Genomic DNA, 2,763 nt, shown 5'->3' with positions numbered 1-2,763 from the left:
GCCGGCCACCGAGCGTCGCGCTACGATCAATCCTTCGAGCCTGCCCGGGCTCGGTGACAGGCAACGAGACCTGCACCAGACCCGGGGCGCATCAGGTAGAACGTGCTGCGCGCGGTTGACTGCACGGCGAGGTCGTTAGGCCGAACGATTGATGGGGAGGCGCGTGCCGGAGGAGCCGGACCTGACCGGGCGTGTGTCAGTGGGCAACCAATCTGGCCTAAGGTCAATCGAGTTGGCCCGCGCGTGGCCCGTGGTCAAATGACCTGGCATGACGCCCGATATCCAGTCCGCCCCGTTCCCGTTTTGCTTCCGGCAGGATGGGGGAGTGCGTGAACTGATCTACGTCTCCCAGGCGAAGCTGCGGCAACTAGCCCCCGACTTGCCGAAGCGGGCTGGCCTGCGGGATGTGGAGGCGGAGGTGAACACGCCGGTCGGCGTGTTCAAGATCGGCAAGGCCTCCCGCGAGGCCGAGCCCGGGCTGGCGGCAGCCGTCGCCCGGCTCGAAGCGTCGGACCGGGCACCGAAATGGTTCGCCGACCCGGGAATCAAGCCGGGACAGTGGGTGCATTTCGAGGCGCCGATGAGCTACGGAGACGTAGGTGGCGCGGTCGCCTTCCTCGACGCAGACAGGGCGGACGACTCGTATCCGAGCGGCGGTCGGCTGCGTCTGCTCCTGCACGGATCAAGCGAGCACCTGGTCGGATCCGGCGCGCCGCCCCTGCCGCCCCGTGTGCAAACCGGCAGCGGATCCCTGTGGCTGCGCTTCGTCGAAACAGTGTTCTGGGCGGATGAGAAGGACGTCGAAATTCGCCCGTTCGAGCATCCTTTCGTCGTGCGTGCCGTCCGGGTCCTAGATCAACTGAACAACCGCCTGCAACCCGCCTACACAGCCGGCTGGGTCGCCGGATATGCGCGGGTGACCGCGGTGATCCCGACCGATCCGGGCACACTGCTGACCGCGACGCCCCTGTATGTGGAGCATGTCGCTGCGCCTGCCTGATCCAGGCGTGCCACCCTCGGTCGTGCTCGTCCCCTTTAAGACACAGCGACAGCCCGCCTTCTGGCCACCCGGGGGCACTGAACTGGCCTGATGTTGTCGTCTGCGGTCAACCAATCAGTGCTGTGGCCACTCGAGTTGGCCCATGGGTGGTCAGCTGATCTGGCCCGATTTCGCCGGGCTGCGGCGTTCGTCGACTCGTCCCTGATTGAGTGACGGTCGGAACACGGGCCCGCGGGAACCTCGCCGATCGCGCGGGACTCGGCCCTTGGGTGGACGTCGCGTCAGATTGCTTGTCGTGTTGTGTCGGATGCAAGGTCGCTCGTTCGTAGAAGTGATGAAGCTCGGCACAAAGTCGGGTCACAGGGGAAGGGGGTTCCACCATGGCGGTGAACTCGACACGCAGGCCGTTGCGGTTCGGAGTCGTTGCGCCGATTACTGCGGACATGCCGATGTGGCGTGATCAGCTACGTGGTCTGGCCGACAGTGGTTATTCGACGATCTTGATGCCCGATGTGCCGCAGTGGCAGCCGGCACCAGGTCCGGCGCTCGCTGTGGCGGCAACGATCACCGACCTGCGGGTGGGCACCTGGGTGTACGCATCTCCGGTTCGACCTGCGTGGATCACCGCATGGGAGGCGCACTCGCTGTCCGTGCTCACCGACGGGCGTTTCGAGATGGGCATCGGCACCGGCCGCCCCGGGATCGCCGACCAACTCCGTGAGCTGGGGCTGCCGGTCACCCCGGTCAGCCAGCGGTCGAGTCAAGTACGTGACGTCGTCGCGGCCCTGCGCGACCTCGATGGCCCGGACCTGCACACCCCAGTGGTGATCGTCGCGGGCGGCCCGAAAGCAGAAGCGCTCGCAGCTGAACTCGCCGACACGGTGACCTTCGTGATGCCACAGACCGAGACGCGGGCCGCGACGATGCAACGGGTACAACGCTTCGACAACCGTCGCGGTGCGGAACTGGCATTGCACGTACCTGTGGTCGGCGATTCGGTCGCTGCATTCATGGCCGGCCCCGACACCGACACCACCGCCGTCCGAGCCGCGGACTCGCTGGCGTTCCTGCCCAGTGATCCCTCAGCCGCTGCCGAGGAGATCCAACGGCGACGCGAGGAGATCGGTTTCTCCTACTTCGTGTTCGGCGCCGACGTCGCCGGTACCCTCGCACCGGTCGTTGCCGAGCTGGCCGGACAGTAGACGCCACATCCGGCGATGCCTCTTGATCCCGGCACGTGCGAAATGAGCCAGGTGGAACGACCATATGCTCGTCGAACTGGTCAGCCAGTCTGGCACGGCCCTGGCCAGCGCTCGCAGCCGGGCCAATTCTGGCGTCGCCGGACAACGTGTCAGTGGTCAATCGGCGTCCGACGCTGGCTGCGCCGGAGACGGTTTGAGGGACGTCCGCAGGTGCGGGCATAGTCGGTCCAGTGTCCGGTCAGGAAGGCAGGACTGTTCCGGCATCGACGTCGTGCTCCACCTCGGCTCGCAGATAAGTAACGCGTCGAGCAGACACCCGACGGGGGCTTGGTGTCGCTTGTTTGAGACGGGCAGCGTCGAGCTTGTGGAATCGCGCGAGTTTCGGGTACAGCTTCCGTCCGACGTGCCGCCGACCCAGTACGCGGTCATCGTGCACGCAGTTGCCGAGGTGCTCGACGCTGCCGGCTTAGAGCGTGTCTCACTTGGATGTTGGTTGAGGTGCGGGCATGATCTTGGCCTGTGATGGACGAGTTGTCGCAGCGGCTGGTGCCGGACGAGTTG

The 2,763-nt window shown here is 66.0% G+C and carries 2 protein-coding genes; both read left to right on the top strand.

The window, feature by feature from the left end; genetic code table 11:
• The first annotated feature begins 325 nt into the window (after positions 1 to 325).
• Positions 326 to 1,000 (top strand): SAVMC3_10250 family protein, encoded by a 675-nt coding sequence (locus tag ACZ7OH_RS51835; RefSeq protein WP_470287728.1) that lies wholly within the window; start codon positions 326 to 328, stop codon positions 998 to 1,000.
• 380 nt (positions 1,001 to 1,380) lie between these two features.
• The gene (locus tag ACZ7OH_RS51830; RefSeq protein ID WP_470287727.1) at positions 1,381 to 2,202 is read left to right on the top strand and encodes an LLM class flavin-dependent oxidoreductase; all 822 of its coding nucleotides are present in this window, start codon (positions 1,381 to 1,383) and stop codon (positions 2,200 to 2,202) included.
• Positions 2,203 to 2,763: the final 561 nt, after the last annotated feature.

The organism is Amycolatopsis sp. NPDC114478 (genome assembly GCF_055633805.1).
Note: the sequence above shows the minus strand (reverse complement) of the source record. Positions and strands in the feature narration are given on the sequence as shown.